We start from the raw sequence: 24,082 nt of genomic DNA, 5'->3' as shown, positions 1-24,082 counted from the left end.
ATCAACCTGCCTTCTCGGTTCTGTTTGCCGGACCGCCAGGCATGGGGCCTTGTTGCATGCCGCCGCCCATATTGCCGGTGTTGACCTGGTTGTTGTCGCCGCTGATGAAGTTCTGGGTGATGGCGATGGCCTGACGTTTGAACTCGCCGGTCGCCAGGCCGTGGTCGGCGAGAAAAGCGCTTACCGTGCTGAACATCCGCGATTGCAGGATCGACACGTAGCGCTGCACGTCCTCGGTCTGGTGCATGTCTTCAGTTGTCTCCCGACCGCAGTGCTCTCTCAGGCTCACCGGCCGGCCGTCGTCTTTCTCGCGGACAGCGGCGGCGGCCATGGTCACAGCAGTCAGCAGCCCAAGTCCGCGTCCGATGGTCGTGTACACCCGGGACGCGAGCGCCACCGTATCTCCGCATGCATGAAGCGGTGTTTCCGCCAGTTTCCTGGCGAGATCCCAGCCCTTGGCGGGCGTTACGTTTGCTGAGGGAAGCAGCGGTGCCAGGACGTGGGGGCGGGTGACGAAGTGCAGTGTGTTGCCTTCCAGGGCTGCATGCGCGAAGACCGTGACGACGATTTGGCCGTCCCAGGCGACGACTTGCGCGGCGAGGTATCTCCGGGAGAAGTGACCGGTGGGCGCATCCCGAGCTTCGGTGCACATCTCAGTGGCCTCCGGCCACTCTGACTTATCACCGCCGCCTCCACTGTTCTGGCCCAAGCTCTTCCATCGGCCCTCGGGGATGCCGAGGAACTCGGCCACATCACAATTGGGCAGGGCATGGGTTTCGACGAGAGCTCCTCGAAGCTCCTCCAGTTCGTCGCGCACCTTGTCGAGGAGCTCGTCCGCCTCGAATTTCTGACTCGCGTCAAGGTCGGACAAGTCGGCTGTAGCCAGGGGCGGGCCGTCTTCTTCGTCCTCACTGGTGCGGGCTGACGTGAGCTGGATACGGGTAGCTCCTTTCGGCCACGAGTCGAGGCCGGCTCCGACGAAGCGATCCACCCTGCTCTCCCTGCGGTACGCGATGCTTTGCCAACGCTCAGTGACCTCGCACGCCGTGATTCTCTTGGCGGCGAACGGTGCGAGGAAGGGACGCGTGGCGATGCGTCCGCGGCCAAGGCGCAGCGACTGCACGTAGGCGTGACACGCCCAGCGGTCAAGAAGGTGAAGCGCAGTGACGACGATCAGCAGGCGCGGCGCGACCAGTAGCCCTTCCAGGGCGGCCTCGCGCAGCAGCGGGAGATGTGGTTTGGCGACAGTCCAGAGGGCGAACAGCGCCGCAACGAGAAGGACAGCCGGTACGAGTGCGTTGAAGCCCCAGCGCATAATCGCCTGGCCTGACCGCCCGGTGAAGAACTGCCACAGCAACACGGTGGCGACAATCGCTGCCAGTCCTCGTGGATGGGAACCCCCCAGGTAGACCAGGGTTGCCAACAACAGTGCGCCCCGGAGCCGACGCTGCCGTCGTGCTGCAACGCTGTGTGTGAGCACTGGCGCCAGCCCGAATCCGAAGGACGGTGCCGGCCGCTTGCGCGCGTACAGCACGTTCGTCAGGGCCCACTGCGCGAGGGGTTCGCCGGAGCATTCGTCCAGTTCCCGAATAGGCCGTTGGGGCCTCCCCTGCATCTTGTCTTGCCATCGCCCGAGCCAGTCCCGGGCTTGTCCAATCCGGTTGACCCGCTCATGCACGGAGCCAGCGATTCCTCGGATCACGGAGTTCGTGCTCGGCACCGGATCTCGCTGCGCGTACGTGGTCCGGGTGGGGCGCTGCCCCGGTACGTAGGCGACTGGCTTCCCGGTCCCGCTGTCCACTGGGACCCCGGGGACAGCGGCCGGCTCCTGCGGACCTGTGCAGTGCGGGCTTCCGGTGGGTGCCACCGTCCTCCATGACAGCAGCGGCATCTGCCACCTCCCCCGCGGACGCTTTTTGTGAGGGCCCCACCCTGTGCCACGTGGCATCAGCTTCGCTGGTGAATGACCGCGTCTGGCTCAGAAGCACCTCAGCGTCGGCCGACACGCTACGAATCCTCATCGTCTTGAAAGGCGGGCCGTGGACGTGCTGGCACGTTCAGTCAGCACATACGGGCGGGCGGCGTGACTCAAGTCACCGCGGAGCGGGTGTCGGCGACCCTCCTAGTGTGCGGCCTTTGTTGTGCCTGCCTCCGAAGACCTGTTCTGACCGCTGTTCACCGCCCCGAGGGCACGGTCGGGGCACGGGGGCGGGCGGCCTCCTGAAGTTGAGCACGTACGGGCGGCACACCGTCGTTCGCGACCAAGGCCCGGTGTGCTCGCCGATGCGGTCAGGCTTGTGACGCCTGGTAGCGGTGCTCTCACCGCTGCCGTAGGTTCCAGCGCATGGGCGAGTATCGATCCGTTGTCAATGATCTGAATGGCCACGTCGAGGGGTCCGCCGTGCAGGCGCACTCGGTCAGAGATGTGTTCATGTCGAATCCGTCGAGCACGGTAAACAACGTGATCAAGGAGGTCCGTTCGCTGAATGTCGTGGCGACGCTCTATCGGACGCTGGCCTCTCTCGCGGCGCTCGCGACCATCCTCGGAGCCCGTCGCTGGGGGACACCGCTGGAGGGGATGGCCGTCGTCTGCGATGCACTGGCGATTCCGTCAAGTTGGACAGAATCCCCTGTGAGCTGGATCGCCGAGCACGCCGGGCTGGTCGGAGGTGTGGCGCAGATCTTGCTGATGGTGGGATTGCTGGCACTGCCAAGGCCGAAGCACCTGGGGTGGGATCTTGGACAGACGATGGAGTGGCGTGGTCCGTCGACGGTGGTGCTGTCCTTGGCGCTCTCGATGCAGAGCGGCCACATGTGGCCGGCGTTGTTCTTGGTCGGACTCCTTGCTGCTCTCGGCCTCTGGGTGCTGAGCTGGTCGCAGCACCAATACAGTCGATCGGATCATGTGATGGTGGCCGTGGGCAGCATCTTCCTTGCGGTGGTTTACGCCCCGCTCCTCGTGTTCGCTTGGCTTTTCGCCCGGGACGCGGGCAGCAAGCCGTACGTACTCGTTGACTCATGAGTCAGTCGTCGTGTCTCGGCTTGCGAAGGTCTCCCCGCGGTGGTGGGTGCGTGTTGGGGATGCCTGTAGGGCGTGCGCTGTGCGGTGAGGTGAGTCGGCCCGGCGAATCACAGAGTCGTCCGGTGGGTCTGATCAGACAAAGGCAGGCGCAGTCCAATGGTGATCTTTTGAGGCGCTCGCGTATCTTCAGTGGATGAGTGAACAACCCGATGTGCACAACGAGTTGCGTGGGGACGTTGATGGGCCTGTCGTACAGGCGGGCACTGTACGTGGAGACCTCAACGTGAATGTTGCGTCACCTGCCGGGGCGCACGATGCCGACCATGCTGCGTTCCTGGCACGCCTCCGGGGGCGCACGCAGGACCAATGGGCGGCCCAGGATGCGCAGAGGCGCCGGCGTGAGGTTGTAGCTGCTCAGCTCGCCCGTTCGCGGAAGAGGTTCAGGCGTCTGTGCTGGGTTGTCCTCCTCGTCGCGATTCTGTCAGGAGCTCTGTGGGCCAGGACCGAAGACGGCGTCTGGTCAGCCGTTGTTCCGGCCTGCCTCGCGGGAATCGGTTTGCTGTCCACCTACGAGCATTGACTCGTCGTCTGAGGCGGTCGCCTGGGGGATGCCGGTTCTCGCGCACAGGGGTGCAGTGCGTCTGGTGCGGGAGGCGCATCTTTGCGGGGACGTGCCACGGTCATCAGGACCTGTCGTGTGGTGGGGGGAGCGAGCGACCTACGGTAGTCGTCGGTCTGCAATCGTTGAGTGCCACGGGTACGGTGGCTGGCTCGACTGTAAGCAAGGGGGATGCGTGGAAGCCGAGTTGATGGCACTCGCTGCTGCGGGTGCAACGGCATTCGTTCAGCAGATGGCGACTGACTCGTGGGCACAGGCCCGTGATCGGATCGCCTTGTTCTTTGCGCGCCGTGACGGTGGCGAAGGGGTCGCGATTGAAGGCGAGCTGGAGACCTCGCGCGGAGAGCTCACGGCGGCGTTGGAGGCCGGTGACGAGCAGATGGTCTTGGACGTCGAGGCGGGATGGCGCACACGGCTGCGACGTACCCTGATGGCCAATCCGCTTGCTGCGTCTGAACTGCAGTCAGTTCTCGATGAACTTGCACCAAGGCGAGGCGGTCAACGGTTTGCGGATGTGCACAATACGATCAGTGGGGGCGTGCAGCATGGCCCCGTGGTCCAGGTCGGCAGTGTGGGTTCGCTCAGCTTCGGGACGCCTCCCGAAGATGGTTGGGGCAGTACTCAGGTGTGATTCTGTACCCGGCCTTAACATCCGAGCGTGGACTCATCTCGTAGAGAGCAAGCGGCTGTTCAGCACAAGACGGTTGAAATGGCCAACAGGCTCGATCACTCGACAGTGCACGGGCCTGTGGTGCAGGCGCGAGACATCCAGCAACTGAGGATCACAGCCAGCACCTCAGCGCTACTCTCGGAGCGGTACCAGGCTTACGAGGACTTCTGCACCGTGTGGGAAGAACTCCAATGGCAGATCCTGCGAGTAGCGACCTCGCTCTGGATCGTGGGGAGTTTCCATGAGTACCGGGACATGGTGCATCGCTCAGATTCCCTGTGTCGCGATCTTGAGCTGCGGCATCGTCGGATCTCGCTTCTGGATGGTGGAGATGCCCCGTCGCTCCCTGTACTTGAAGCCGCCAAACAGGCTGTCCAAGCGGTCGGACCCCACATGTACGCCTGGGGCCGAGGCAACGACGAGGCAGTATCCAATGCTGCGGCCCGCAACTTTGCGTCATTAATGTGCCTTAATGATGCGGAGGCCGCGTTCGAGAGCTTCATGCAACGCGCGAGCGGCAGGCTCGGCGGTGGGAGTGGCAACGGATAGTTCGGCGCGGCTGCTTTGGGCGGATGCTACCGGTCCGACAACGACTGGCGCGCAGGTGGATGAAGAGTAGTGATGTTGGGAGGGGCCTGCGACAGGCCGACCTGGCCCGCCTGTGCGGTGGCGTGATCACTGGCAAGGATTACGTCGGCTACTTCCTCAACGAGCACGGCGAAGAACTCGTCTTCGCCCGTGGAAGCCGGCGAGGGTACGTGAGCTGCTAGGGATGTGTCGGACAGTCGCCCAGTACTGAGGTTTGTTTGACGAGGCGCTGGGGGAAGGGGCGTCCCCCCAGCGCCTGCCGGCTGGTCCGCCAATTCCAGCTGCCGACGGACGCGGGCCAGTCCGTGGGCGGGCACTCTGCTGTAGGGCTTTCGCTCCTACGACCGAGGAAGTCGGAAGACGGGGACGCTGTCTCTCGTCTAGGCGTCAGACCGGCTGTCAACGCAGACCGTACGCGTGGTTGTACGGCGCTTCTGCGTCGGCGGCCCGGAGGGATTGGGGCTGTTTCTTGGGCCTGCCGCCGCCCGTACGGCAAGCGGCTTTCACCGGGGCGCCGCAGTCGCGGCACTCCCAGTCGAGGGCCTCCGCCAGCCCCTGTGCCTTGATCTCGTCGAGCACCGCCCTGCGCTGCTTCCACCAGGCTTCCCTCTCGGGCCCTGTTGTCGGCAGCTCCGAGACTTGCAGCTGACGGAACGCTTGTTGGCGCCCGGGATCGGCGAGGGGGCCAGACAGGGGTTTGGTGACGACGGCGGCCTGGGCGGCCTTCTCATCCGTCTCCAGTTCCGCTTCCAAGACGTTTACCCGCTGACGCAAGTGGTGCTCGAAGTCAGCCAGCGTCGCCTCAGGGTGCATTCCGGAGAAGTTCAAGGTCTCCAGGTGGAAAGCGCGCAGAATGCCGAGCGTGTGCTGCGCTCTATGGTTGGTGAACTCGCGCATCGCGGTACCGGTGGTCCTCTCGTTTGTCGGCCGGGTGGGTGAGAGCTCAGAGGTACAGGCCGAAGGCCGTCTCCAAGCGCTCGATGGCATCGTCGTGGGCGTTCAAATGCGGCTGCATAACCCACAGGTCCTCGCGAAAGGGCTCGAACCCCAAGGACTGCCAAGTGCGTTGGATTACCGCCTTCTCCCGCGCCTCCCGTGTCCTGTCGTCCCGTTCGTCGACAGGGATGTCGATCGGATACGGATGCGTCGCCACGAGCGCCGCCTGGCTGGTCACCCAGCGGAGCATGCGTCCGATCAACAGCCGGCCGACGCCGCCCAGGCCACGCCAGGCCGGCGCGATCCGTGCCCGATCGATGATGACGACGTGGGTGCCGTTAACCAGGCAGTCCTCCAGGTCGCCATGAAGCCCGAGATCGCCGGACTTGTCGAAGAGGGGGGCGAAGTGCTCGTAGTCGGCGTCGCGCGAGTCCAGCGACGCGTAGATGTGGCCGATGCGCCACAGGTCCAGCGTGAGCCCGGACATGGAGAGGATCGTCAACTCCTGGCGCTGGCCCTGAAACGCCTGGGCCAGCGACATGCCCTGGCCGAGAAGGCGGGCGTTGTCTGCCCGGGCTTCCTCGTCGTCCGGCTCCCACAGAGGCAGAACGGCACGGCAGCCCCATTCCAGTGTCGCGGGGTCGTCGTGGGCGTCCGATGCGACAAGAGATGCGGCGGAATCGAAACGTAACTCCAGACGATTCAGGCACGTCAGAAGCTCCACCCCTGCGGGTGCGGCACCAGTCATGTGGTCAAACGCTAGCCACTGGTCCCGCTGCCTGAGGGGCGTTTCCTGATACCAGCGACGTCCCTCTGTCCAAAGGGAGAGCCTTGGCCTTTCCCGCGGCAATGAGCGCGCCGGGAGGCGGGCAAGTGGCCCGGATCACGGACCAGCGTCCCGCCGTCGGCCCCGGGTGCAGCCTGAGGGGGTGCAGGATGGTGCGCCGCGTGCGCTCCGAGCTGGGTATTTCCGGGAGATAGGGCACGTGGAGGGCACGGCAGGTCGTGAGAGGTCTAGACAAAGACGAACCCCCAGGCCGTTGACCTGGGGGTTCGTGAAAGAGCGGGTGACGAGAATCGAACTCGCGCTCTGAGCTTGGGAAGCTCATGTTCTACCATTAAACTACACCCGCGTAACGCACTGGCTTGCCAGCGACGCATCGTCCCACACTCTACCCCATCGCAGACCCCCCGAGGCGTGAGCCCGGGCGCGGGTCGGGGTGGGTTCGTGGTGGGGGGTGAGGGGGTCGGGGGGAGTGGGGTCGCGGGTGTGGACGGGGGTGTGTTGGGCGGGAGTTGGGGGCGTAGCGTGGGGGGTCGGAGTGCCGCGTGCGGTGGCGTCCTGTACATCCCCTAATGTGGCTTTCTCGTCCACGGCTTGATGGGGAAGGGACTTGATGGACTCCATGGAGCGCACCGTCGTCCGCTGTGCTGAAGGGCACGTTTTCGCTACCGCCTCGTTCCCGTTGCAGCAGCTCGGGTCCGGGCGGATCGGTCCCGGGCGGCTCATTCGCTGTCCTCGTTGTGCGCGGTTGCGGCATGCCGTGCCTGTGGTGTTCGAGGAGCGGTAGGGGAGCGAGCGGCAGGGTCTGCGGGAGCAGAGCGACAGGCGCGCGGGCGGCCCGATGGGGGTGGGCCCGCGCGTTCTGCGTATCCTCGGTGAGTGCTTCTCTCAGACAAGGACATCCGGGCCGAGATCGACGCCGGACGCGTACGTATTGATCCTTTCGATGCGTCGATGGTGCAGCCGTCGAGCATCGATGTGAGGCTCGACCGCTATTTCCGGGTGTTCGAGAACCACCGCTATCCGCATATCGATCCGGCCGTCGAACAGGCCGATCTGACCCGTACCGTCGAGCCGGACGGGGACGAGGCGTTCATCCTTCACCCCGGTGAGTTCGTGCTCGCCTCGACGTACGAGGTCGTCTCGCTGCCCGACGACCTCGCGTCCCGGCTGGAGGGCAAGAGTTCGCTCGGCCGGCTCGGGCTGGTGACGCATTCGACGGCCGGGTTCATCGACCCCGGGTTCTCCGGGCACGTGACGCTGGAGCTGTCGAATCTGGCGACGCTGCCGATCAAGCTCTGGCCTGGGATGAAGATCGGTCAGCTGTGCATGTTCCGGCTGAGCTCGCCGTCGGAGTTCCCGTACGGCTCCGAGCGGTACGGGTCGCGGTACCAGGGGCAGCGCGGGCCGACCGCGTCGCGTTCGTACATGAACTTCCACCGGACCCAGGTGTGATGCGCGATGAGCGATGACGTGCGGGAGAACCTGACGTACGACGGTTTCGGGCATGCCGTGCGGGAGCTGGCGCAGGCCGTGGCCGACGACGGGTACGAGCCGGACGTGGTGCTGAGCATCGCGCGCGGCGGTGTCTTCGTCGCCGGTGGGCTGGCGTACGCGCTGGACTGCAAGAACATTCACCTGGTGAACGTGGAGTTCTACACGGGTGTGGGCACCACGCTGGACATGCCCGTCATGCTGGCGCCCGTGCCCAATGCCATCGACTTCTCGGACAAGAAGGTCCTCATCGCGGACGATGTCGCCGATACCGGGAAGACGCTGAAGCTGGTGCGCGACTTCTGTATCGATCACGTCGCCGAGGTGCGTTCCGCGGTCATCTACGAGAAGTCGCATTCGCTCGTGAAGTGCGAGTACGTGTGGAAGAAGACGGACCGCTGGATCAACTTCCCGTGGAGCGTGGAGAAGCCGGTCGTGCGCCGCGGCGGGCAGGTTCTCGACGCCTGACCGATGACTGGTGACCGGTGACTGGTGACCGATGACCGGCGGTCGGGTGACCGGGCGGGCGGTTGATTGTCCGTGCGTGTGCGGGTGTGAGAGAACCCCCGGGGCCGTGGGTGGCCCCGGGGGTTTGCTGTCCGGTTGCTCAGATCGTGCCCAGTTTGAGGATCGAGACCAGCGCGAGCAGCTGGATCGCCGACGCGCCCAGGGCCTTCGGCCACGGCAGGTCGTGGGACTTGCTCACCATCGACGTGAACAGGGCCGCGGCGGCCAGCCAGGTGATCCAGCCGAGTATCTGGACCAGGGAGTTCTCGCCGCCCAGGAAGAGCGCGAAGATCAGGCGCGGGGCGTCCGTGATCGACATGATCAGCATGGAGAGGCCCACGGTCGGCTGCCACGCGCCGTCGCCGCCGAGCTGGCGGGCCAGGGTGTGGGTGACCGCGCCGAGCACCAGACCGCCGATCACGAAGCCGACGCCCGTGATGATGACGTAAGGGATGGCGGTGCCGACCGGCGCGTTGATCGCGTCGTCACGGGCCTGGTCGAAGCCGAACAGCGCCAGCAGGCCGTAGAGGAACGTGACGACGAGCGCCGGGCCCCAGACGGGGTAGTCGCGCATCTGCCAGAACGTCGGCCCGGGGCGCGTCACGATGCCGGTCAGCAGCTGCTTCCAGTGCAGGCGCGGGCCCGCGGGCTGGGCGGGGGCCTGGCCGGCGCGGTAGGTGTTGCCGTCGCCGTACGGGTCCTCGTTGATGCTGAAGGCCTGGGTGTGGCCGGGGCTGTTCGCGTACGGGTCGCCCTGGTGGGGCTGCGGGTACGGATCGGCGAAGTACTCGGGTTCGTCGGCCCCACCGCCGTTGTAGCCGCCCGCGGGGTAGCCACCGCCGTGTCCGGGGGCGTTGTAGCCGCCGTTGTGCGGCGGGGCGCCGTTGCCTCCCGTCGGCGGCCATGGCTGCTGTCCGTACGGCGGTGGTGCCTGATTGCCGTACGGCTGCTGCCGCGGTTGCTGCTGCGCTTGCTGCGGGGTGCGGTTGTCCCGGCCGCGTCCGATCCTGAATCCAGCCACGTCATCGAACGTACCTGGTCCGCAGGGGTCGGGTGGGAGGGGCGGGGGAACTGGACCGCCTTTGACGCTCAGCTGTGACATCCCTTAGGGGAACCCTGGGGGGTTGTCCTCAGCCCGTCCACCAGTCCGCCCATCAGCCCGTCCACCTGCGCGCTCCCCCGTTCGTTTCTCGGTCCGCCGTGAACAGGGCGCTGGTGAACGTGATCAGCGGGCGGTCCGGCGTCGCCGCCGGGTACAGCGCGATCAGGTCGGCGCTCTCGCCCCGGTGCGTGCGGACCACCGTGTCCGGCTTCCCGTCACCGTCGAAGTCCGCGTACCGCTGGAGAAGGGTCGTTTCTGCGCGGGCGGAGGCGGAGGCGGTGGCGGCGGTGCTGTCGGCGGGCTTGCGCAGGGGGGCCGCCGGGAGCGCCCCGGCCGGGGCCTCGAAGCGGTACGCGCCGCCCGGGCGCCCCGGTCCCCCGGGGCCGCCGAGCAGCAGCGCGCCCCGGCCGGCGGTGCCGGGGGCATGGGGGCGGGCGGTGTACACCAGATCGTCGTAGCCGTCGCCGTTGGCGTCCGTCCGGGGCTCGGGGGCGGACAGGGCCGGGCCCGCGCCCGGGATGGCGCCGCCGGCGGCGTGCGGGCGGCCGTCGCGGGTGAACGGGCCCCGCAGGAAGCTGATCCGGCCCGAGCTCGCCGGCACGGCCAGGTCCGTCTTCCCGTCGCCGTCGAAGTCGCCGCAGACGGGGTGGTCCGGCCAGGCGTCGCCGAAGCGGGCCCGGTCCGGTATCCGCAGGGTGACCGCCTTGCCGGTGAGGCCGGCGGGGGAGCCGAAGAGGAGCTGCAGCGGCACGGGCGGGCGGCCGATGCCGTTGTACGGGGGGTCGGTGGCCACGATCAGATCGGTGAAGCCGTCCCCGTCCAGGTCGCACGACGCCTCGGCGTCGAACGCCGACGGGAGGGTGTCACCGCTCTTGGCGGCGTTCGTGCGACCGCCGAGCAGTTGGCGTACCGAGGGGTCGAGGCCTCGGGCGGCGGAGCCGTACACGATGCCGATTCCGGCGTCGTCACCGCGGCTGTCGGCCGCCGGCTTCACCAGGTCGTCGAGGACGAGGTCGCGGTGGCCGTCGCCGTTGAAGTCGTCGGGGGTGTGGCTGCCGGCGCCGTGCGGGACCGCGTGGCGCTCGGACCCCGCCAGGCCGGAGAGCGCGGGGGGCGGGGCGTCGCCGTTCTTGGCGGCCGAGGGGGCGGGGGCGCCCGCGCAGGCCGTCAGCAGGAGTGCGCAGAGGCCGCAGGCCGCCGCGGTGGCCGCCGCGCCGGGGATTCGTCCGGTTCGCGCTGTCACTCGCGCTCTTGCGCCGCGTATCCGCACGGGATACCTCCGATGCGTAGCCCCGCAGGGATACCTCGCACGTCGTTGCCGTTCCGGCCGTCCCCTTCGTCCGGGCCGCCCCACATGATGCGTCACCGGAGCCGTCAAGCAGAAGCGGCCGGTCCTGCCCCCGAGGCAGGTCCGGCCGCTTGTGCAACGCGGTGGCGCGGTTCCGGTTACTTCACCGGTTCCGGCTCCGGCGCGTCAGCCGTTTCCGGCTCGCCCGCGGGGTCCGCCGGGGTCTTGACGGAGTCGAGCAGCAGCTGCGACACGTCGACCACCTGGATCGACTCCTTCGCCTTGCCGTCGTTCTTCTTGCCGTTGACCGAGTCGGTCAGCATGACCAGGCAGAACGGGCAGGCGGTGGAGACGATGTCCGGGTTGAGGGAGAGGGCCTCGTCGACGCGCTCGTTGTTGATGCGCTTGCCGATCCGCTCCTCCATCCACATCCGGGCACCACCGGCGCCGCAGCAGAAGCCGCGCTCCTTGTGGCGGTGCATCTCCTCGTTCCGCAGACCCGGGACCTTGGCGATGATCTCGCGCGGAGGCGTGTAGATCTTGTTGTGACGGCCCAGGTAGCAGGGGTCGTGGTACGTGATCAGACCCTCGACCGGCGTCACCGGGATCAGCTTGCCCTCGTCGATGAGGTGCTGGAGCAGCTGGGTGTGGTGGATGACCTCGTACTCGCCGCCGAGCTGCGGGTACTCGTTCGCGATCGTGTTGAAGCAGTGCGGGCAGGTCGCGACGATCTTCTTCGTCGCCTTCGCCTTCTTCGTCGAGTCGTCCTCGTCGTCCTCGCCGAAGGCCATGTTCAGCATCGCGACGTTCTCCTGGCCGAGCTGCTGGAACAGCGGCTCGTTGCCCAGGCGGCGGGCCGAGTCACCCGTGCACTTCTCGTCGCCGCCCATGATCGCGAACTTGACGCCCGCGATGTGCAGGAGCTCCGCGAAGGCCTTCGTGGTCTTCTTCGCCCGGTCCTCCAGGGCGCCGGCGCAGCCGACCCAGTACAGGTAGTCGACCTCCGTGAGGTCCTCGACGTCCTTGCCGACGATCGGGACCTCGAAGTCGACCTCCTTGGTCCACTCGACGCGCTGCTTCTTGGCGAGCCCCCAGGGGTTGCCCTTCTTCTCCAGGTTCTTGAGCATCGTGCCCGCCTCGGACGGGAACGCGGACTCGATCATCACCTGGTAGCGGCGCATGTCGACGATGTGGTCGATGTGCTCGATGTCGACCGGGCACTGCTCCACGCACGCACCGCAGGTGGTGCAGGACCAGAGCACGTCCGGGTCGATGACGCCGTTCTCCTCGACCGTGCCGATCAGCGGGCGCTCGGCCTCCGCGAGGGCGGCGGCCGGGACGTCCTTGAGCTGCTCCTCGGTCGCCTTCTCGTTGCCCTCCATGTCCTTGCCGCCGCCGGCCAGCAGGTACGGGGCCTTGGCGTGCGCGTGGTCGCGCAGGGACATGATGAGGAGCTTGGGGGAGAGCGGCTTGCCCGTGTTCCAGGCGGGGCACTGCGACTGGCAGCGGCCGCACTCGGTGCACGTGGAGAAGTCGAGGATGCCCTTCCAGGAGAACTGCTCGACCTGCGAGACGCCGAAGACGGCGTCCTCCGCCGGGTCCTCCCAGTCGATCTCCTGGCCGCCCGAGGTCATCGGCTGGAGGGCGCCCAGGGCGACCTCGCCGTCGGCGTTCCGCTTGAACCAGATGTTCGGGAAGCCGAGGAAGCGGTGCCAGGCGACACCCATGTTGGTGTTGAGCGAGACCGTGATCATCCAGATCAGCGAAACGCCGATCTTGATCATCGCGACGAAGTAGATGAGGTTCTGCAGCGTGCCGAGCGCGAGTCCCTTGAAGGCGAGGACCAGGGGGTACGACACGAAGTACGCGGCCTCGTAGCCGCCGACGTGGTGGATCGCGCCCTCGAGACCGCGCAGGGTCAGAATCGCCAGGCCGATGACGAGGATGACGTACTCGACGAAGTACGCCTGCCAGGCCTTCGAGCCCGCGAACCGCGACTTGCGGCCGGCCCGGGAGGGGAGGTTCAGCAGCCGGATGGCGATCAGCACGAGGATGCCGACCGTCGTCATCAGGCCGATGAACTCGATGTAGAGCTCGAAGGGCAGCCACTCACCGATGATCGGCAGCACCCAGTCGGCCTTGAAGAGCTGTCCGTACGCCTGGAGCAGCGTCGGCGGCAGCGTCAGGAAGCCGATCGCGACGAACCAGTGCGCGAAGCCCACGATGCCCCACCGGTTCATCCGGGTGTGGCCGAGGAACTCCTTGACCAGGGTGATCGTGCGCTGCTTGGGGTCGTCGGTGCGGCTGCCTGCCGGTACCGGCTGTCCGAGGCGGACGAACCGGTAGATCTGTGCGACCGCTCGGGCGATGAGCGCAACGCCGACGACGGTCAGCACCAGCGACACGATGATCGCGGCGAGTTGCATTTCGGGGCTCCTCGGGCCTGCGAGGGTGGGATCCAGCGATGATCGCTGATTACTCAGATGCTTACTAAGCAGTAACTTAATCAGTCTGTGCTGACACTATCCACTTATTCCACCGTCCTGTAGCCGGGCAGGCGGTGATCTGTGTCGCTCAGGCCTGCCTTGCCGTGCCGGGCGAGGCTCCGGGCCGCCCGCAGCAGCGGAGCGCCGACGGCTTCGGCGAGGATCGCGAGGTCCAGGCCCGGCCGGTGGTGCTCGGCGTAGTGCTGGTCGAGGAGGTCCCGCTCGTCCCACGGCATCACCGAGCGGTGGCGGACCTGGGCCAGGCCGGTGAGGCCGGGCTTCAGTTCCCGCCGCCAGTCTCTCGCACCGGCCGGCCGGGCGCGTACGTCGCCCGGTGCGAGCGGGGCCGGGCCGACGAGGGAGAGCTCGCCCCGTACGACATGGGGGAGGCGAGAGATCACGTGCAGCCGCAGCCGCCGGGTGCGCAGCGACCGCAGGACGAAGGGCCTTCCGTCCGCTCCCACCCGGGCCGAGCGCGTCAGTACGCCCCCGAGGCCGCGTTGCGCGGCGAGGGCGAGGGCGGCCGCGGCGAGCAGGGGGGCGGCCAGGAGCAGGAGGGCCGAGCCGAGCACCAGGTCCAGGACGCGCTTGGCGGTGGGGCGGGGCAGGTTCGCGGGCGACAGCGACCGCAGGGCCCTGCGGGCGGCTGGGAGGCGGGGTGGGCGCGGCGGCTCCCAGGTGCGTCTCGCGGGTCTCGGCCGCCGCCGCGGCCCGTACCCCTGCCTCTGCCACTGCGTCTGCATCGTTCGCACCTGCTTGGGTCGGCTGACTGGAGTCGGCGGATCGCTTGCCGGTTTTGCGCGGCTCACGGCATTTTGTGACAGAACGATCCCATGAGGTGAAGATGGGAAGGGTGTGTGACCCGTGGGGGCGGGCAGGTGTCGCCCGTACGCGGGCCGGATATGCCGCTGATGGCCCGGATGTGTAGATGTGTCCACCGTCACAGCAGGCGGGATGCCTTGCTGGTGGTGCGAGTGCCTGCACGTTAGTTGAGTCGGCTCGACTCAGGTCTGTTGACTCTGAGGCGGGCGTCATGCATCCTTGAGCCAGATCCACTCAAGTAGTCAGTTGGAGGAATTGAAATGGCACGTGCGGTCGGCATCGACCTGGGCACGACTAACTCCGTCGTCAGCGTTCTCGAAGGCGGCGAGCCCACCGTCATCACCAACGCCGAAGGCGCCAGGACCACGCCGTCCGTCGTCGCCTTCGCGAAGAACGGCGAGGTTCTGGTAGGCGAGGTCGCCAAGCGCCAGGCAGTGACGAACGTCGACAGGACCATCCGCTCCGTCAAGCGCCACATGGGCACTGACTGGAAGATCGACCTGGACGGCAAGAGCTTCAACCCGCAGCAGATGAGCGCCTTCATCCTGCAGAAGCTGAAGCGTGACGCCGAGTCCTACCTGGGCGAGAAGGTCACCGACGCGGTGATCACCGTCCCGGCGTACTTCAACGACTCCGAGCGTCAGGCGACGAAGGAGGCCGGCGAGATCGCGGGCCTGAACGTCCTGCGCATCGTCAACGAGCCGACGGCCGCCGCGCTGGCGTACGGGCTCGACAAGGACGACCAGACGATCCTCGTCTTCGACCTCGGTGGCGGCACCTTCGACGTGTCCCTCCTGGAGATCGGCGACGGCGTCGTCGAGGTGAAGGCCACCAACGGTGACAACCACCTCGGTGGTGACGACTGGGACCAGCGCGTCGTCGACTACCTGGTGAAGCAGTTCGCCAACGGCCACGGCGTGGACCTGTCCAAGGACAAGATGGCTCTCCAGCGTCTGCGCGAGGCCGCGGAGAAGGCGAAGATCGAGCTGTCGTCCTCGACGGAGACCTCGATCAACCTGCCGTACATCACGGCGTCGGCCGAGGGCCCGCTGCACCTGGACGAGAAGCTCACGCGCTCGCAGTTCCAGCAGCTCACCGCGGACCTCCTGGACCGCTGCAAGAACCCGTTCCACAACGTCATCAAGGACGCGGGTATCCAGCTCTCCGAGATCGACCACGTCGTTCTCGTCGGTGGCTCGACCCGTATGCCGGCCGTCGCCGAGCTCGTCAAGGAGCTGACCGGTGGCCAGGAGGCCAACAAGGGCGTGAACCCGGACGAGGTCGTCGCCATCGGCGCCTCGCTCCAGGCCGGTGTCCTCAAGGGCGAGGTCAAGGACGTCCTGCTCCTCGACGTCACCCCGCTGTCCCTCGGCATCGAGACCAAGGGAGGGATCATGACCAAGCTCATCGAGCGCAACACCACGATCCCGACCAAGCGCTCCGAGATCTTCACGACGGCCGAGGACAACCAGCCGTCCGTGCAGATCCAGGTCTACCAGGGCGAGCGCGAGATCGCGGCGTACAACAAGAAGCTCGGGATGTTCGAGCTGACCGGTCTGCCGCCGGCCCCGCGTGGCGTCCCGCAGATCGAGGTCGCGTTCGACATCGACGCCAACGGCATCATGCACGTCGCCGCCAAGGACCTCGGCACCGGCAAGGAGCAGAAGATGACCGTCACCGGCGGCTCCTCGCTGCCGAAGGACGAGGTCAACCGGATGCGTGAGGAGGCCGAGCAGTACGCGGAGGAGGACCACCGCCGCCGCGAGGCCGCCGAGTCGCGCAACCAGGGCGAGCAGCTCGTCTACCAGACGGAGAAGTTCCTCAAGGACAACGAGGACAAGGTCCCCGGCGACGTCAAGACGGAGGTGGAGACCGCGCTCACCGAGCTGAAGGAGAAGCTCAAGGGCGAGGACACCGCCGAGATCCGCACCGCCACCGAGAAGGTCGCGGCCGTCTCCCAGAAGCTGGGCCAGGCGATGTACGCCAACACCCAGGCCGAGGGCGGCCCGCAGGGTGACGCGCAGCCGGGCGCCGGACAGGCCCAGGCCGACGGCGGTCAGGACGATGTCGTGGACGCCGAGATCGTCGACGACGAGAAGGACTCCAAGGGCGGTGCGGCGTGACCGAGGAGACTCCGGGCTTCGAGGAGAAGCCCGACGTCCCCTCCGGCGCCACCCCTGACGACGCCGAGCCGGAAGCCGCCACCCCCTCTTCGGAGGAGGCGGCGGCCCCGGCCGGGGACGCGAACCAGACGACGGCACTGACCGCACAGCTGGACCAGGTCCGCACCGCGCTCTCCGAGCGCACGGGCGACCTCCAGCGGCTCCAGGCCGAGTACCAGAACTACCGCCGCCGCGTGGAGCGGGACCGGGTCACGGTCAAGGAGATCGCAGTCGCGGGTCTCCTGTCCGAGCTCCTGCCCGTGCTCGACGACGTCGGCCGGGCCCGCGAGCACGGTGAGCTCGTGGGCGGGTTCAAGTCGGTGGCCGAATCGCTGGAGACGGTCGTCGCCAAGCTCGGACTGCAGCAGTTCGGCAAGGAGGGCGAGCCCTTCGACCCGACGATCCACGAAGCCCTCATGCACTCGTACGCACCGGACGTCACCGAGACGACCTGCGTCGCGATCCTGCAGCCCGGGTACCGGATCGGCGAGCGCACCATCCGTCCCGCACGGGTGGCGGTGGCCGAACCCCAGCCGGGGGCGGCGCCCGCGGCCGCGAAGGAAGAGAAGGCAGACGACGAGGAGAACGGTGGCGGCGAGGAGGTCTGACATCCCGTCCGATCACCTGGCAGTACACCGCCCGGCCACCTGGCCGGTCGTCCGGAAGGAGGGACGTCGATGAGCACGAAGGACTTCGTCGAGAAGGACTACTACAAGGTTCTCGGCGTCCCGAAGGACGCCACCGACGCCGAGATCAAGAAGGCGTACCGGAAGCTCGCCCGCGAGTTCCACCCGGACGCCAACAAGGGCGACGACAAGGCGGAGGAGCGCTTCAAGGAGATCTCCGAGGCGAACGACGTCCTCGGTGACACCAAGAAGCGCAAGGAGTACGACGAGGCGCGCGCCCTCTTCGGCAACGGCGGCTTCCGCGCCGGGCCCGGCGGGGCCCAGGGCAACTTCAACTTCGACCTGGGGGACCTCTTCGGAGGTGCCCCGGGCGGGGGCCAGGGCGGCGCCGGCGGGTTCGGCGGCGGCGGCCTGGGCGACGTCTTCGGCGGCCTCTTCAACCGCGGCGGCGGTGGCACGGGCACCCGGGTGCAGCCGCGCCGCGGGCAGGACATCGAGTCCGAGGTGACGCTCAGCTTCACCGAGGCGGTCGACGGGGCCACGGTCCCGCTGCGGATGTCCAGCCAGGCGCCCTGCAAGGCGTGCTCCGGCACCGGCGACAAGAACGGCACCCCCAGGGTCTGCCCGACCTGCGTCGGCACCGGTCAGGTCTCGCGCGGCAGCGGCGGCGGGTTCTCGCTCACCGATCCCTGCGTGGACTGCAAGGGCCGGGGCCTCATCGCCCAGGACCCCTGCGAGGTCTGCAAGGGAAGCGGCCGGGCGAAGTCGTCCCGCACCATGCAGGTCAGGATTCCGGCGGGCGTCCTCGACGGCCAGCGGATCCGGCTGCGGGGCAAGGGCACCCCGGGCGAGCGCGGCGGACCGGCCGGCGACCTCTACGTCGTCGTCCACGTCGACGCCCACCCGGTCTTCGGCCGCAAGGGCGACAACCTCACGGTCACCGTGCCCGTCACCTTCACGGAGGCGGCGCTCGGCGGCGAGGTGAAGGTCCCCACGCTCGGCGGGCCGCCGGTCACCCTGAAGCTTCCGGCCGGCACGCCCAACGGGCGCACCATGCGCGCCCGGGGCAAGGGCGCGGTCCGCAAGGACGGCACCCGCGGCGACCTGCTGGTCACCGTCGAGGTGACGGTCCCCACGGATCTGGGCTCCGAGGCCCGGGACGCCCTGGAGACCTACCGCAAGGCGACCGCGGACCAGGACCCGCGGGCGGAGCTGTTCCAGGCAGCGAAGGGAGCTTGAGGTGGACGGCCGACGACGCAATCCGTTCGAACTCACCGATGAGTCACCGGTGTACGTGATCTCGATCGCGGCCCAGCTCTCGGGCCTGCATCCCCAGACGCTGCGCCAGTACGACCGTCTCGGCCTGGTCTCGCCCGACCGTACGGCCGGACGCGGACGGCGCTACTCGGCCCGCGACATCGAACTGCTGCGCACCGTGCAGCAGTTGTCGCAGGACGAGGGCATCAACCTGGCCGGCATCAAGCGCATCATCGAACTGGAGAACCAGGTCGCTGCCCTCCAGCAGCGGGTCGCCGAGCTCTCGGCGGCCGTGGACGGGGCGGCGGTGGCCATGCAGCAGCGCGAGGCCCAGGTGCACGCGTCCTACCGGCGCGACCTGGTGCCGTACCAGGACGTGCAGCAGACCAGCGCGTTGGTGGTCTGGCGGCCCAAGCGGCCGAAGGACTGAGCGGGGACGCCTTCCCGCAGGAGGAGCCCGTCACCCCGGAACGCCGGGGGTGGCGGGCTCCTTCGTGCTGTGTGGCGGCGGGGGCCGGGGGCGCTGTGCGTGTGCACGGGCGCCGCCGTCATGTCCGCGTAGGTCCGGTGATCCCGGACTGCACCAGGAGTGCGCCGAGGTGGGTGCGGCTGGTGGCGTCGAGGGCCTGCATGAGCTTGGCGATGTGGGTGCGGCAGGTGCGGACGCTGAAGCCCAGCGCGCGGGCGACGGCCTCGTCGTGGTGCCCCTCGACCAGGAGGCGGGCGATGCTGAGCTGCACCGCGGTGACGGGGGTGCCCGGGGCGGCCGTCTGCAGGTGCTCGGTGATCGGAGTGGCCTGCGCCCACAGGACCTCGTACACCTGCGCCAGGTAGCGGACCAGCGCCGGGTGACGGATCTGCAGGGCCACATCGCGGGCGGCCGTCGCGGGGATGAACGCCACCGCGTGGTCGAAGATGATGAGCCGGTCGATGGTCAGTTCCATCGTTCTGACCTGGACCCGGCCCGGTGGCATCTGCTCCAGGTAGGACCTGACGGGGGCGCTGTAGCGGGCCGGGTGCTGGTAGATGTGGCGGAGGCGGGCTCCCCTCCGCACGGCCGCCAGGCCGTTGGCCAGACCCTGCTGGATCTGTTCGGGCGACCGGTGACCGCCCGGCTGGGCCGTCAGGACCTCCGTCTCGGCGACGGCGGCCGCCTCCTTGAGCGCGGAGCCGATCGGCCCCTTGCCTTCGAGCACCGTGATGGAGAGGTTGGGGTCCTCGCTCGCGATGGCGGCCAGGGGCGCCAGGGAGTCGACGAGGGCCGCGCTGCGGCGCACCTGTTCGTACACGTCGCGCGTGATCGGCTGCAGCAGGTGGGCGAGTGCGGCCGAGGGCGTGGCGGGGCACAACATCGTCGGATCGCGTGGATCCGGGTGGAGCAGGGCCATCTCGATGAGGCAGGGGGCCGGTGCGGTCTCGGCGCGGGGGAGGCGGCCGCGGCGCAGGGATTCGGAGTAGAGCCGGATGGCCGGCTCGCACAGTTCGGTCGTGCTGTGCGGGTGGTTCGGTATGCCCGGGTCCATGCCCATCTAGGCCCCCTCATTCTCTGCACTGCAACAAGATGACGGTGGTGAAACCCTAGCGGCCGAGGGAGTGTTGACCTGTCGGGGGAGCCGGGAACTCCCTCGGCCGACGCAGGGCACGGCCACGCTCTCCCCCTTTGCGTGGGCGCGCTCCCGGCCCGAGGCGGGGGGCTTCGGGACTGCCCGGTCAGGAGTCCTGTTCCAGGATTCCTGACCGGGCGATCAGATAGCCGAGCTGGGCACGGCTGTTGCTCCCGAGCGCTGCGCTGAGCTTGGCGATGTGGGAGCGGCACGTGCGTACGTTCATGCCGAGGCGGCGGGCGATCGCCTCGTCGACATGGCCTTCGACGAGCAGCTTCGCGATGGAGTGCCGCACACCGGAGATGCCCTCGGGCGTGGGGTCGTACGGGATCTGCTCCTGAAGCGGGACGGCGCGCCGCCAGAACTGCTCGAAGACGGTGACGAGATACTCCACGATGCCGGGGTGCCGCAGTTCGAGGGCCACCCTCCGGTCGTCGGTGGCGGGGATGAAGGCAACGGTGTGATCGAAGATCATGAGGCGCTCTATGAGCTCTTCGAGCGTACGGATCTCCACCTTGCTCTCCGACATGCGTGCCGCGTAGGTGAGGGTTCCGTGGCTGTGCCGGACGGTGTGCTGGTAGAGCGTCCGCATCCCGACGCCACGCTGGGTGAGCACGTTCCCCCGCTCCATCGCGGTGTTCAGCGCGTCCTCGCTGCGTCCGCCGCCGGGCTGGATCGTGAGCACTTCCGAGTGACATTCGGTCATGGCGAGCTCGATGGACGCGTTGATGCGGTCGATCCCCTCGAGGACCGTGATCGCGTGCGTGGTCGGCGGAACCTGGGCGCTGATGGCCATGAACGGTTCGAACGCCTCGGTCAGCTCGACCGACAGACGCCGGCGGTCCTGGATCTCGCGCTCGATGGGATGGAGCCGTTGGGTCAGAGCGGCCGACGGGGGCACGGGCCGGAGCCATGTGGCATCGTCGGGATCGGGATGCAGCAGAGCGAATTCCAGCAGGCAGGGGGCTAGTTCCGCCTCCGTCCGGGCTATCTTCCCGACGCTCAGCGCGCTGGCGTACAGCCGTGCCCCTTCGTCACACAGAGCGCTTATAGAATGGGGATGTGTCGCTTTTGTGTTACTTGTGACCATTTGCCCACCCCCCAGGAACATGAATCTGCAGGAACATGATGCATCGGTTCTGTGGCATTGACGTGCCTGAATAGGCAATCGTCTTGTGATGCGGGGGAGAGGACACATTGGAAGTGAGGACGAAGCCGACCATGAGTAACAAGATGCTTCGCTCGGTGCTTGCTGCGGCCTTCTCCGCCGGGCTGATGTTCGGGGCGATCAGCACCCTGGGATCTGCTGGGGACGGTGAGCCCGCAGGATCGACGAGCCGGCAGCTTCAGGCCGCTCCGCCGCCCGATCTCGCGTGGGACAGCATCCCTGCCGACGCGCCGGCCGGCCAGGCCCGGAGCATGGCCGCATCCGACCTCGCCTGGGATCTCGTGCCGACGAAACCGGCGCAGCCGTGACCACCCCACCGGACGACCGGACCTTCCGGCGCGAAATGGCAACTGCCTACCGCTCAGGGTGGCATTTCATCGACCTCGTCACGGCACTCCCCCACCGTGGTGATTCGTTGATGGTCACTCTGTTCGGCGACCCGGTCGTCGTCGCCCGTGAGGACGACGGTGAGCTGCGCGCCTACCGGTGCCTGCGCAAGCCGCGCGGGGCGCCGCAGCCCGTGCGCTGTGCCATTCGGTACGACATGATTTTTGTGAACCTCGCCCAGCGTGACCACCAGCTGTTCGAGCCCGAAACCATCTCCGCCACCCCCCGCAGTGCCTGAGCGATCCCCCGTCGTTCCACGTCGCTCAGTCACTCCCCCACACAACGGCGCCACCGTGACCTGAACACGGTGGCGCCGTTGTGCATCTCCAGGCCAGGTGTACCGGCCGGGAGCCGGCCCGGGAAACCGAATTGACTTTCCTCGCCGACGTGGGCAATGTCACATGTTTCCAGGCTCCTCCCCTCCATTCCAAGGGTCGTTCATGAGCGGACACGAGGTCGAGAATCTGCCGGGCTGGCGCGGAGGCGACGGCAACGCCGCGTACCTCGACAAGACGCTGCGCCATCACGACGTCGAGATCGCCTTCGACGACTCGGTGAACTGGAAGGTGCTCCTGACGCTGTGGCTGAGGGCGGCCGCCGTGGCGTTCGCCGTGTTCCTCTTCTTCGGCTTCATCGGGCTCATCGCCCTGGCGAGTGATCCGGACAGCGGTCTCGGGGTCATGGGGATCGGCGCACAGATCTCCATGCTCGCCTTCGTCGTCGTCTTCCTCGCGTCGAGGATCACCGAACCGATCGGCGAGTGGCGGGTCCTGCTGGCCGACCAGTGGACGCACACCGAATCCGCCTACACCGAGATCGCCCGGGTCGTCCAGGAGCGCCGGCTGCCGATCGTCCCCGTGTTCCGCCGCATCCGCACCGGGGGCCGGCATCCCCACGTGACCCACCGGATGGTGCTCCAGGAGGGGAGTTACGTCGCCTACCTCTCGGTGTTCGCCTACGGCACCAGCCTCTACATGGGCTGGGTGATGTGGCGCAACCGGCGGGGCACCGAGCTCGTCGGGCAGTTCTTCTCCGACTTCTTCCGGGGCTTCGGCGGCACCGACATGGAGAAGGTCATGATGCGGACCGAGCCGCCGCGCGCCATGCGGGAGGCCTTGCACGCCGCCGCCCGGGAAGGGCTGCACGTCGCCGTCGAGGGCCGCACCGTCTCCGTGGAACTGGCCTTCCCCCACGGCCTCCCGCACATCGAGGAGGACGTCGCGGCCCCCCTCCCGGCGCAGGCGCAGCCGCCCCTGCCGATGCCGCCGCCGCCCGTGCCGCCCCGGCAGCCCTGGCAGGAGGACGGCCGTTGACGGCACCCGGCCCGCGTGACGGGGTGCTGACGGCCGCCTCGCCGCAGGGCGTGTGGGCGTGGGTCGCGGTGCGGCTCGCACCCGCCGCCGCGCTCGACGCGCACCGGGGGTACGCCGACGTCCCCGAGGAACAGCGCAGGACCCAGGCCGCCGGCCAGGAACTGGCCTGGCTGGAGGCACTCCTCGCGTCCGGCCCCGGCATCCGCTTCGAACTCCGGCTGCGCAACGACCCGTCCGCACGGCTGCTGCGCGGCGCGCTGCTCGGGCAGGCCCGCGGCGCGGATCACGACGCGGCGGTACGGGCCGCGCTCGCCCTGCGCGACCGGCTCACGGCGGCCCCGCGCCACGTACGGGCGGAGCCGGTGTCCGACACCGACGAGGTGCGGGACTGGCTCGCGCCGTTCACCCCGCACCCCGACGGCCTCGCGGAGCTGCGCAAGCCGCTCGCCCACGCACCGTGCGCCCGGCGTGACACCGGGCGCACCGACTCCTTCGCCGTGTCACCGCTGCGGTGGGCCGCCCACTCCCGGGAGCCGTTCTGGGCCGAACTCGGCCGGTTGCCGTACCCCGCCGTCGCCGGGGTCTGCCTGGAGCCGTACACCGTGCCGCAGGACGTGCGGCACGCCTTCCGCGCGCTGGCCGACGAGTACGCGCGGCTCGCCGCCCCGGGGTCGGTGCGCCCGACCTGGAACGTGGCCGCGCCCCCGGACGTGTTCGCGGGCCAGGCGCTGCCGCTCCTCCAGGACGCGGTGCGCCGCTACGCGGGGCGGGCCTACCGGTCCCGTGTCTCCCTCGCCTGCGCCGAGGCGCTGCCGCCCGGCCTCGCCGAGCAGTTCGCCGCCGCCGCGGGCGGAGCCGTCGTGTGCCGCCCGCCGGCGCGGGAGTGGGCGGCCGCCTGGGCCAACACGGCGGGCCTCAACCGGAACCGGCTGCCCCTGACCTATGCGCAGGGCGCTCCGGCGCACGCCCTCAATCCGGTGGAGTGGCTGCTGACGGACCTGCTGGACGCGTCGGAGGCGGCTGCCGCGTTCCGGCTCCCGTACGAAGTGCCGGGGCACCACCCGCTGTTCGCGGCCCCGGGGCGGGTGCCGGGGCCGCGTCCGGCGGAGCCCGGCCCGGCCCCGGCCCGGCAGCCGGTGCCGCCGGGCGGGGACCCGGGCGCGCCACGGTTCGACGGCTGAGCCGAGGCGCGCGCGGACCTCCTGTTCCCCACCACGGCCGAGACCGGCTGAGGCCGTCCACAACCC

At 68.5% G+C, this 24,082-nt stretch carries 22 protein-coding genes and 1 tRNA gene; 13 read left to right on the top strand and 10 right to left on the bottom strand.

Annotation, left to right across the window (positions count from 1 at the left end):
- Position 1 precedes the first annotated feature (1 nt).
- Complete coding sequence (locus ABZ454_RS00655) at positions 2-1,678, bottom strand: hypothetical protein (protein ID WP_359535289.1); 1,677 nt, start codon at positions 1,676-1,678, stop codon at positions 2-4.
- Between the two features lie 666 nt (positions 1,679-2,344).
- Between ABZ454_RS00655 and ABZ454_RS00650 the strand changes: the two genes are divergently transcribed.
- The 3 genes from ABZ454_RS00650 to ABZ454_RS00640 all read left to right on the top strand — a co-directional run bounded on the left by ABZ454_RS00650 (position 2,345) and on the right by ABZ454_RS00640 (position 4,860).
- A complete protein-coding gene (locus ABZ454_RS00650; RefSeq protein ID WP_359535287.1) occupies positions 2,345-3,022 on the top strand; it encodes a hypothetical protein in 678 nt (225 codons plus the stop codon).
- Positions 3,023-3,816: 794 nt separating this feature from the next.
- Entirely contained in the window at positions 3,817-4,272 is a 456-nt protein-coding gene (locus tag ABZ454_RS00645; RefSeq protein WP_359535284.1) for a hypothetical protein, read from the top strand.
- 27 nt (positions 4,273-4,299) lie between these two features.
- A complete protein-coding gene (locus tag ABZ454_RS00640) occupies positions 4,300-4,860 on the top strand; it encodes a hypothetical protein (protein ID WP_359535282.1) in 561 nt (186 codons plus the stop codon).
- 438 nt (positions 4,861-5,298) lie between these two features.
- Here the strand turns inward: ABZ454_RS00640 and ABZ454_RS00635 are convergent, their stop codons facing one another.
- From ABZ454_RS00635 to ABZ454_RS00625, 3 genes are all read right to left on the bottom strand, one after another.
- Positions 5,299-5,796: a hypothetical protein gene (locus tag ABZ454_RS00635; protein ID WP_359535280.1), complete on the bottom strand. Its 498-nt coding sequence runs from the start codon at positions 5,794-5,796 to the stop codon at positions 5,299-5,301.
- 46 nt (positions 5,797-5,842) lie between these two features.
- Positions 5,843-6,583: a hypothetical protein gene (locus ABZ454_RS00630; RefSeq protein WP_359535277.1), complete on the bottom strand. Its 741-nt coding sequence runs from the start codon at positions 6,581-6,583 to the stop codon at positions 5,843-5,845.
- A 314-nt stretch (positions 6,584-6,897) separates the two neighbouring features.
- Positions 6,898-6,968, bottom strand: a tRNA-Gly gene (locus ABZ454_RS00625).
- Positions 6,969-7,498: 530 nt separating this feature from the next.
- On the opposite strand from ABZ454_RS00625, the gene dcd reads away from it, so the two are divergent.
- A complete protein-coding gene (dcd, locus tag ABZ454_RS00620) occupies positions 7,499-8,074 on the top strand; it encodes a dCTP deaminase (protein ID WP_356322309.1) in 576 nt (191 codons plus the stop codon).
- A gap of 6 nt (positions 8,075-8,080) precedes the next feature.
- Positions 8,081-8,581, top strand: coding sequence for a phosphoribosyltransferase (locus ABZ454_RS00615; protein WP_356322308.1), 501 nt, complete (start codon positions 8,081-8,083; stop codon positions 8,579-8,581).
- Positions 8,582-8,720: 139 nt separating this feature from the next.
- On the opposite strand, the gene ABZ454_RS00610 is transcribed toward ABZ454_RS00615, so the two are convergent.
- From ABZ454_RS00610 to ABZ454_RS00595, 4 genes are all read right to left on the bottom strand, one after another.
- Positions 8,721-9,641 carry a Yip1 family protein gene (locus ABZ454_RS00610; RefSeq protein WP_359535274.1) on the bottom strand — a complete coding sequence of 307 codons (921 nt, stop codon included), beginning with the start codon at positions 9,639-9,641 and terminating at the stop codon, positions 8,721-8,723.
- A 133-nt stretch (positions 9,642-9,774) separates the two neighbouring features.
- Positions 9,775-10,944 carry a VCBS repeat-containing protein gene (locus ABZ454_RS00605; protein WP_359535734.1) on the bottom strand — a complete coding sequence of 390 codons (1,170 nt, stop codon included), beginning with the start codon at positions 10,942-10,944 and terminating at the stop codon, positions 9,775-9,777.
- 224 nt (positions 10,945-11,168) lie between these two features.
- Positions 11,169-13,436, bottom strand: coding sequence for a (Fe-S)-binding protein (locus ABZ454_RS00600; RefSeq protein WP_359535271.1), 2,268 nt, complete (start codon positions 13,434-13,436; stop codon positions 11,169-11,171).
- Positions 13,437-13,540: 104 nt separating this feature from the next.
- Positions 13,541-14,239 carry a sugar transferase gene (locus tag ABZ454_RS00595; protein ID WP_359535270.1) on the bottom strand — a complete coding sequence of 233 codons (699 nt, stop codon included), beginning with the start codon at positions 14,237-14,239 and terminating at the stop codon, positions 13,541-13,543.
- A gap of 339 nt (positions 14,240-14,578) precedes the next feature.
- Between ABZ454_RS00595 and dnaK the strand changes: the two genes are divergently transcribed.
- From dnaK to ABZ454_RS00575, 4 genes are all read left to right on the top strand, one after another.
- Entirely contained in the window at positions 14,579-16,441 is a 1,863-nt protein-coding gene (gene dnaK, locus ABZ454_RS00590; RefSeq protein ID WP_356322304.1) for a molecular chaperone DnaK, read from the top strand.
- Positions 16,438-17,088, top strand: coding sequence for a nucleotide exchange factor GrpE (gene grpE, locus ABZ454_RS00585; protein ID WP_356322303.1), 651 nt, complete (start codon positions 16,438-16,440; stop codon positions 17,086-17,088). Before dnaK ends, grpE begins: the two co-directional genes overlap by 4 nt.
- A gap of 69 nt (positions 17,089-17,157) precedes the next feature.
- A complete protein-coding gene (gene dnaJ, locus ABZ454_RS00580) occupies positions 17,158-18,345 on the top strand; it encodes a molecular chaperone DnaJ (RefSeq protein ID WP_356322302.1) in 1,188 nt (395 codons plus the stop codon).
- A gap of 1 nt (position 18,346) precedes the next feature.
- Positions 18,347-18,793 carry a helix-turn-helix domain-containing protein gene (locus tag ABZ454_RS00575; RefSeq protein ID WP_356322301.1) on the top strand — a complete coding sequence of 149 codons (447 nt, stop codon included), beginning with the start codon at positions 18,347-18,349 and terminating at the stop codon, positions 18,791-18,793.
- 118 nt (positions 18,794-18,911) lie between these two features.
- Here ABZ454_RS00575 and ABZ454_RS00570 read toward each other — a convergent pair whose 3' ends face one another.
- Both ABZ454_RS00570 and ABZ454_RS00565 read right to left on the bottom strand, forming a co-directional pair.
- A complete protein-coding gene (locus ABZ454_RS00570; RefSeq protein WP_359535265.1) occupies positions 18,912-19,892 on the bottom strand; it encodes a LuxR C-terminal-related transcriptional regulator in 981 nt (326 codons plus the stop codon).
- Positions 19,893-20,073: 181 nt separating this feature from the next.
- Positions 20,074-21,057, bottom strand: coding sequence for a helix-turn-helix transcriptional regulator (locus ABZ454_RS00565; protein WP_356322299.1), 984 nt, complete (start codon positions 21,055-21,057; stop codon positions 20,074-20,076).
- Positions 21,058-21,188: 131 nt separating this feature from the next.
- Here ABZ454_RS00565 and ABZ454_RS00560 point away from each other — a divergent pair, with 131 nt between their 5' ends.
- From ABZ454_RS00560 to ABZ454_RS00545, 4 genes are all read left to right on the top strand, one after another.
- On the top strand, positions 21,189-21,443 hold the full coding sequence (locus ABZ454_RS00560) for a hypothetical protein (protein ID WP_356322298.1): 255 nt from the start codon (positions 21,189-21,191) through the stop codon (positions 21,441-21,443).
- Entirely contained in the window at positions 21,440-21,760 is a 321-nt protein-coding gene (locus ABZ454_RS00555) for a (2Fe-2S)-binding protein (protein WP_136326604.1), read from the top strand. Before ABZ454_RS00560 ends, ABZ454_RS00555 begins: the two co-directional genes overlap by 4 nt.
- Before the next feature lie 202 nt (positions 21,761-21,962).
- On the top strand, positions 21,963-22,835 hold the full coding sequence (locus ABZ454_RS00550; protein ID WP_359535262.1) for a hypothetical protein: 873 nt from the start codon (positions 21,963-21,965) through the stop codon (positions 22,833-22,835).
- Positions 22,832-24,016, top strand: coding sequence for a hypothetical protein (locus ABZ454_RS00545; RefSeq protein ID WP_359535260.1), 1,185 nt, complete (start codon positions 22,832-22,834; stop codon positions 24,014-24,016). Before ABZ454_RS00550 ends, ABZ454_RS00545 begins: the two co-directional genes overlap by 4 nt.
- Positions 24,017-24,082 lie beyond the last annotated feature (66 nt).

The sequence above is a fragment of the Streptomyces sp. NPDC005803 genome (genome assembly GCF_040630435.1).
Classification (GTDB): domain Bacteria; phylum Actinomycetota; class Actinomycetes; order Streptomycetales; family Streptomycetaceae; genus Streptomyces.
This window is presented reverse-complemented; position numbering and strand designations above follow the sequence as displayed.

Coding starts and splice junctions, on each gene's coding strand:
- ABZ454_RS00650 (WP_359535287.1), top strand. CDS start 2,345: ATGGGCGAGTATCGATCCGTTGTCAATGATCTGAATGGCCACGTCGAG.
- ABZ454_RS00635 (WP_359535280.1), bottom strand. CDS start 5,796: ATGCGCGAGTTCACCAACCATAGAGCGCAGCACACGCTCGGCATTCTG.
- ABZ454_RS00630 (WP_359535277.1), bottom strand. CDS start 6,583: ATGACTGGTGCCGCACCCGCAGGGGTGGAGCTTCTGACGTGCCTGAAT.
- ABZ454_RS00615 (WP_356322308.1), top strand. CDS start 8,081: ATGAGCGATGACGTGCGGGAGAACCTGACGTACGACGGTTTCGGGCAT.
- ABZ454_RS00600 (WP_359535271.1), bottom strand. CDS start 13,436: ATGCAACTCGCCGCGATCATCGTGTCGCTGGTGCTGACCGTCGTCGGC.
- ABZ454_RS00595 (WP_359535270.1), bottom strand. CDS start 14,239: ATGCAGACGCAGTGGCAGAGGCAGGGGTACGGGCCGCGGCGGCGGCCG.
- dnaK (WP_356322304.1), top strand. CDS start 14,579: ATGGCACGTGCGGTCGGCATCGACCTGGGCACGACTAACTCCGTCGTC.
- dnaJ (WP_356322302.1), top strand. CDS start 17,158: ATGAGCACGAAGGACTTCGTCGAGAAGGACTACTACAAGGTTCTCGGC.
- ABZ454_RS00570 (WP_359535265.1), bottom strand. CDS start 19,892: ATGGGCATGGACCCGGGCATACCGAACCACCCGCACAGCACGACCGAA.
- ABZ454_RS00565 (WP_356322299.1), bottom strand. CDS start 21,057: ATGGTCACAAGTAACACAAAAGCGACACATCCCCATTCTATAAGCGCT.
- ABZ454_RS00560 (WP_356322298.1), top strand. CDS start 21,189: ATGAGTAACAAGATGCTTCGCTCGGTGCTTGCTGCGGCCTTCTCCGCC.
- ABZ454_RS00550 (WP_359535262.1), top strand. CDS start 21,963: ATGAGCGGACACGAGGTCGAGAATCTGCCGGGCTGGCGCGGAGGCGAC.